Consider the following 5,268-nt stretch of genomic DNA (forward strand, 5'->3'; position numbering starts at 1 on the left):
CCCCCCCCCCCCCCCCCCCCCCCCCCCCCCCCCCCCCCCCCCCCCCCCCCCCCCCCCCCCCCCCCCCCCCCCCCCCCCCCCCCCCCCCCCCCGCTGCCGTGTCCGCGTCCGGCACCGATCAGTCGTGCCAGGCGCCCAGCTCGTCCAGGAGCGGCTGGAGCTCGGCGAAGAGGGCCGGGGAGGCGGCGAGGGTCAGCTCGTGGGAGGCGGCCTGGCCGGGTCGGCCGCCGGTCAGCGCGCCGGCCTCGCGGGCGATCAGGGCCCCGGCGGCCAGGTCCCACGGGTTCAGGCCCCGCTCGAAGTAGGCGTCGAGCCGCCCGCAGGCCACATCGCACAGGTCGATCGCGGCCGAGCCGCCGCGACGGATGTCGCGCACCTGCGGCAGCAGGGTGCGCACCACCTCCGCCTGGGCCGCCCGGCGCTCGGTCAGGTAGCCGAAGCCGGTGCCCAGCAGCGCCTGGGAGAGCGGCGGCGCGGGCCGGTGGCGGATGCGCTCGCCGTTGTTGAGCGCGCCACGGCCCAGGACGGCCTGGTAGGTCTCGCCGCGCATCGGGGCGGCCACCACCCCGACGACCGCCTCGCCGTCCTTCTCCGCCGCGATGGACACCGACCAGGACGGCAGGCCGTAGAGGTAGTTGACGGTGCCGTCGATGGGGTCGATGACCCAGCGGATACCGCTGGTGCCCTCGGTGCTGGCGCCCTCCTCCCCCAGGAAGCCGTCGTCGGGGCGGGCCTCCCCGATGAAGCCGGTGATCAGCTTCTCGGAGGCGACGTCCATCTCGGTGACGACGTCGATGGGGCTGGTCTTCGTCGCGGCCACGCCGAGGTCGGCGGGCCGGCCGTCGCGCAGCAGCGCTCCTGCGCGGCGGGCCGCCTCCAGGGCGAGCTCGAGAAGCTCGTCGTGGAGCGTGTCGGTCGGCGTCGGGTCGGGGTGCAGCGGGTCGGGCACGATGCTCCTTGCTCAAACGAGCGGTGGTGGGGCGGGCGTACGGCCTGCGCGGGCGTACGGGCCGGGGCGGGCGTGCGGGGTCTACGCGGGGGCCTGTGCGACGGGGCCGCGCCAGTCGGCGCCGGCGGCGGCCGGGCGCGGGGCGCGCGCCGGGCAGCAGCCGACCGGGCACAGGTCGTGGCCGGCGCCCAGGGAGCCCAGGGCGCAGCGCTCCGGGGTGCCGCCCCGTTCGGTCGCCGCGCGCTCCAGGACGAGGTCGCGGACGGCCGCCGCGAACCGGGGGTCGGCGCCGACGGTGGCCGACCTGGCGACCGGCAGCCCCAGTTCCGCGGCCTTGGCGGTGGCCTCGGTGTCCAGGTCGTACTTGACCTCCATGTGGTCCGAGACGAACCCGATGGGGGCCATGACCACGGCGGGGACGCCGGCCGCGTGCCGCTCCTCCAGGTGGTCGCAGATGTCCGGCTCCAGCCAGGGGATGTGCGGGGCGCCGCTGCGGGACTGGTAGACGAGCTGCCAGGGGTGGTCCACACCGGTCTCCTCGCGTACCGCGTCCGCGATCACCCGGGCCGCGTCGAGGTGCTGGGCGACATAGGCGCCGCCCTCGCCGTCCTGGGTGTGGTCCGCGGGCGTGCCGGAGGTGTCGGCGGCGGCGGTGGGGATGGAGTGCGTGGTGAAGGCGATGTGGGCGCCGTCGCGGACCGCCGCGGGCAGGGCCTCCAGCGACGCCAGCACACCGTCGATCATCGGGCGGAGGAAGCCGGGGTGGTTGAAGTAGTGCCGCAGCTTGTCCACCCGCGGCACCGGCAGTCCCTCGGCCCGCAGGGCTGCGAGCGCGTCGGCGAGGTTCTCCCGGTATTGCCGGCAGCCCGAGTACGAGGCGTAGGCGCTGGTCGTCAGGACGGCGATCCGGCGGTGGCCGTCGCCCACCATCGTGCGCAGGGTGTCGGTCAGGTAGGGCGCCCAGTTGCGGTTGCCCCAGTAGACGGGCAGGTCCAGGCCGTGTTCGGCGAAGTCCCCGCGCAGCGCGTCCAGCAGGTCGCGGTTCTGGGCGTTGATGGGGCTCACGCCGCCGAAGAGGAAGTAGTGCCGGCCCACCTCCTTGAGCCGCTCACGGGGGATGCCGCGGCCGCGGGTGACGTTCTCCAGGAACGGGACGACGTCGTCGGGGCCTTCGGGACCGCCGAAGGACAGCAGCAGCAGGGCGTCATAGGGGCTGGGATCGCACTGTTCGGGCATGCGTCGATCCTGCCACCCTTCGTCCGGGTGCGGCGGGCAGGTCCGGTGTGCGCAGGGGGCCGCCGGGGCGCTTCGACGGCGGCGGAAATCCGGAGGCGGCCGGCACCGCACCCGCCGTAAGCTGTATCAGCCACATACATTCCTTACCGATCTTCGGTCCTCATCCGGCGGAGCGCCCCCGTTGCCCAGTCCCTACCGCGCCATATTCGGCCGGCCCGGCACCAAGTCCTTCTCCGCCGCCGGCCTGCTGGGGCGGATGCCGCTGTCGATGATGGGCATCGGCGTCGTCACGATGATCTCCCAGCTGACCGGACGCTACGGCCTGGCGGGCGCACTGTCGGCGACCCTCGCGCTGTCCGCAGCGGTCATCGGCCCGCAGATCTCCCGGCTGGTGGACCTGCACGGCCAGCGCCGGGTGATGCGCCCGGCCACGCTGGTGTCGCTCGCCGCGGTGGCCGGTCTGCTGCTGAGCGCGCAGCAGCGCTGGCCGGACTGGATCCTGTTCGTCTTCGCGGCCTGTGTGGGGTGTGTGCCGAGCGTGGGCTCGATGATCCGGGCACGCTGGGCCGAGCTCTACCGGGGCTCCCCGCGTGAGCTGCACACCGCGTACTCGTGGGAGTCGATCGTCGACGAGATGTGCTTCATCGTCGGCCCGATCCTGTCGATCGGCCTGTCCACCGCGTGGTTCCCGGAGGCCGGCCCGCTGCTGGCCGGTGGCTTCCTGGCGGTCGGTGTCTTCTGGCTGACGGCGCAGCGTACGACGGAGCCGGTGCCGCATCCGCGGGAGCACGACGCGAAGGGCTCGGCGCTGCGCTCGCGGGGGCTGCAGGTGCTGGTGGTGACGTTCGTGGCGACGGGTGCGATCTTCGGGGCGATCGACGTGGTGACCGTGGCGTTCGCCGAGGAGGAGGGGCACAAGGCCGCCGCCAGCCTGGTACTGGCGGTCTACGCGCTCGGCTCGTGTGTGGCCGGCGCCGTCTTCGGGCTGCTGCACCTCAAGGGCCACCCCGCCCGGCGCTGGACGGTGGGGGTCTGCGCGATGGCGGTGAGCATGGTGCCGCTGCAGCTGGTGGGTTCGCTGCCGCTGCTGGCCGGCGCGCTGTTCCTCGCGGGGCTGTCCATCGCCCCGACGATGGTGACCACGATGGCGCTGGTCGAGGAGCATGTGCCGCGGGCGAAGCTGACCGAGGGCATGACGTGGACCAGCACCGGACTGGCGGTGGGTGTCGCGCTGGGTTCGTCGGCGGCCGGCTGGGTGGTGGACGCCGCCGGTGCCGCCCGGGGCTATCTGGTGCCGGGGGCGGCGGGGGTGCTCGCCATGCTCGTCGCGTTCGCGGGTTACCGCAGGCTCCGTCCGCAGTCGGCTCCCGCGGCGGTGGGCGGGACCGGCACGGCGGGCCGGGAGGTCGCGCCCGTGGAGCGCCGGGACGAGGAGAGCGTCGCGTGAGGCACCGCTGGCCGCGAGCCCGCACTGTTACCGCCGGTACGAGATGTCCGGGAGCCGGGCGATTCCGGCCGATTCCTTGATCATGTGATTCCGGTCACCCCCTGTGGACGGCGCGTCGGCGACTGACATCATGCGCTCACACCCACGCCCGGCCGGGCGTGGAGGGAGGGGGCGTCACCATGGCAGTCAGCAGCGCCGTCGGCGGCTCGGGAGGGCGCGGCACGGCAACCAGGCCGTGGCGCAACTGGGCGGGCAACGTCACCGCCCGCCCCGCCCGGAGCGTGGCCCCGGCGAACACCGAGGAGCTGGCGGCCGCGGTCCGCGCCGCCGCCGCGGACGGGCTGACGGTCAAGGCGGCCGGCACCGGCCACTCCTTCACCCCGGCGGCCGCCACCGAGGGGCTGCTGATCCGTCCCGAGCGGCTGACCGGCGTCCGCGGGATCGACCGCGAGGCCGGGACGGTGACGGTCGCCGCCGGTACGCCCCTCAAGCAGCTGAACCGGACGCTCGCCGCGCACGGGCTGTCGCTGACCAACATGGGCGACATCATGGAGCAGACCGTCTCCGGGGCGACCAGCACCGGTACCCACGGCACCGGCCGCGACTCGGCGTCCATCGCCGCCCAGATCACCGCCCTGGAACTGGTCACCGCGGACGGCTCGGTGCTCACCTGCTCCGCCGGGGAGAACCCGGACGTCTTCGCCGCGGCCCGGCTGGGCCTGGGCGCGCTGGGCGTGATCAGCGAACTCACCTTCGCCGTGGAGCCGGAGTTCCTGCTGACCGCCCGCGAGGAGCCGATGCCCTTCGACGAGGTGACGGACCGGTTCGAGGAGCTGGTCACCGAGAACGAGCACTTCGAGTTCTACTGGTTCCCGCACACCGGCAGCTGCAACACCAAGCGCAACAACCGCAGCCAGGGCCCGGCGGCGCCCCCCGGCAGGGTCAGCGGCTGGGTCGAGGACGAGCTGCTGTCCAACGGGGTCTTCCAGGTCGCCTGCTCCGTCGGGCGGGCGGTACCGGCCGCCATACCGGGCATCGCCAAGATCTCCAGTCGCGCGCTGTCGGCCCGTACGTACACCGACATCCCCTACAAGGTGTTCACCTCGCCACGGCGGGTGCGGTTCGTGGAGATGGAGTACGCCCTGCCCCGCGCGGCCGCGGTCACGGCGCTGGGTGAGCTGAAGGCGCAGGTGGAACGCGCGGGCTTCAAGGTCAGCTTCCCGGTGGAGGTGCGCACCGCCCCGGCCGACGACCTCGCACTGTCCACCGCGTCGGGCCGGGACACGGTCTACATCGCCGTGCACATGTACCGCGGGACGCCGTACGAGGCGTACTTCGCGGCCGCCGAGCGGATCATGACGGCGCACGAGGGGCGCCCCCACTGGGGCAAGCTGCACACCCGCGACGCCGCCTACCTCGCCGACGTCTATCCGCGGTTCGGCGAGTTCACCGCGGTACGCGACCGGCTGGACCCGGAGCGCCGGTTCACCAACGCGTATCTGCGGCGGGTCCTGGGCGACTGACGTCGGCGGGGGGGGGGGGGGGGGGGGGGGGGGGGGGGGGGGGGGGGGGGGGGGGGGTGGAGGGGGGGGGGGGGGGGGGGGGGGGGGGGGGGGGGGGGGGTGGGGGGGTGGCG

General features: G+C 74.6%; 4 protein-coding genes. 2 read left to right on the top strand and 2 right to left on the bottom strand.

Features of this window, described 5'->3' with window-relative positions; genetic code table 11:
- Window positions 1–118 precede the first annotated feature (118 nt).
- Both AC0680_RS35205 and AC0680_RS35210 read right to left on the bottom strand, forming a co-directional pair.
- Window positions 119–949, bottom strand: coding sequence for an inositol monophosphatase family protein (locus AC0680_RS35205; protein ID WP_478637051.1), 831 nt, complete (start codon window positions 947–949; stop codon window positions 119–121).
- 81 nt (window positions 950–1,030) lie between these two features.
- The gene (locus AC0680_RS35210) at window positions 1,031–2,185 is read right to left on the bottom strand and encodes a ferrochelatase (RefSeq protein ID WP_478637053.1); all 1,155 of its coding nucleotides are present in this window, start codon (window positions 2,183–2,185) and stop codon (window positions 1,031–1,033) included.
- Window positions 2,186–2,366: 181 nt separating this feature from the next.
- Here AC0680_RS35210 and AC0680_RS35215 point away from each other — a divergent pair, with 181 nt between their 5' ends.
- Window positions 2,367–3,632 (top strand): MFS transporter, encoded by a 1,266-nt coding sequence (locus tag AC0680_RS35215; RefSeq protein WP_478637055.1) that lies wholly within the window; start codon window positions 2,367–2,369, stop codon window positions 3,630–3,632.
- Window positions 3,633–3,811: 179 nt separating this feature from the next.
- Window positions 3,812–5,155 carry a D-arabinono-1,4-lactone oxidase gene (locus AC0680_RS35220; protein ID WP_478637057.1) on the top strand — a complete coding sequence of 448 codons (1,344 nt, stop codon included), beginning with the start codon at window positions 3,812–3,814 and terminating at the stop codon, window positions 5,153–5,155.
- Window positions 5,156–5,268 lie beyond the last annotated feature (113 nt).

This window comes from Streptomyces sp. NPDC043738 (genome assembly GCF_056436545.1).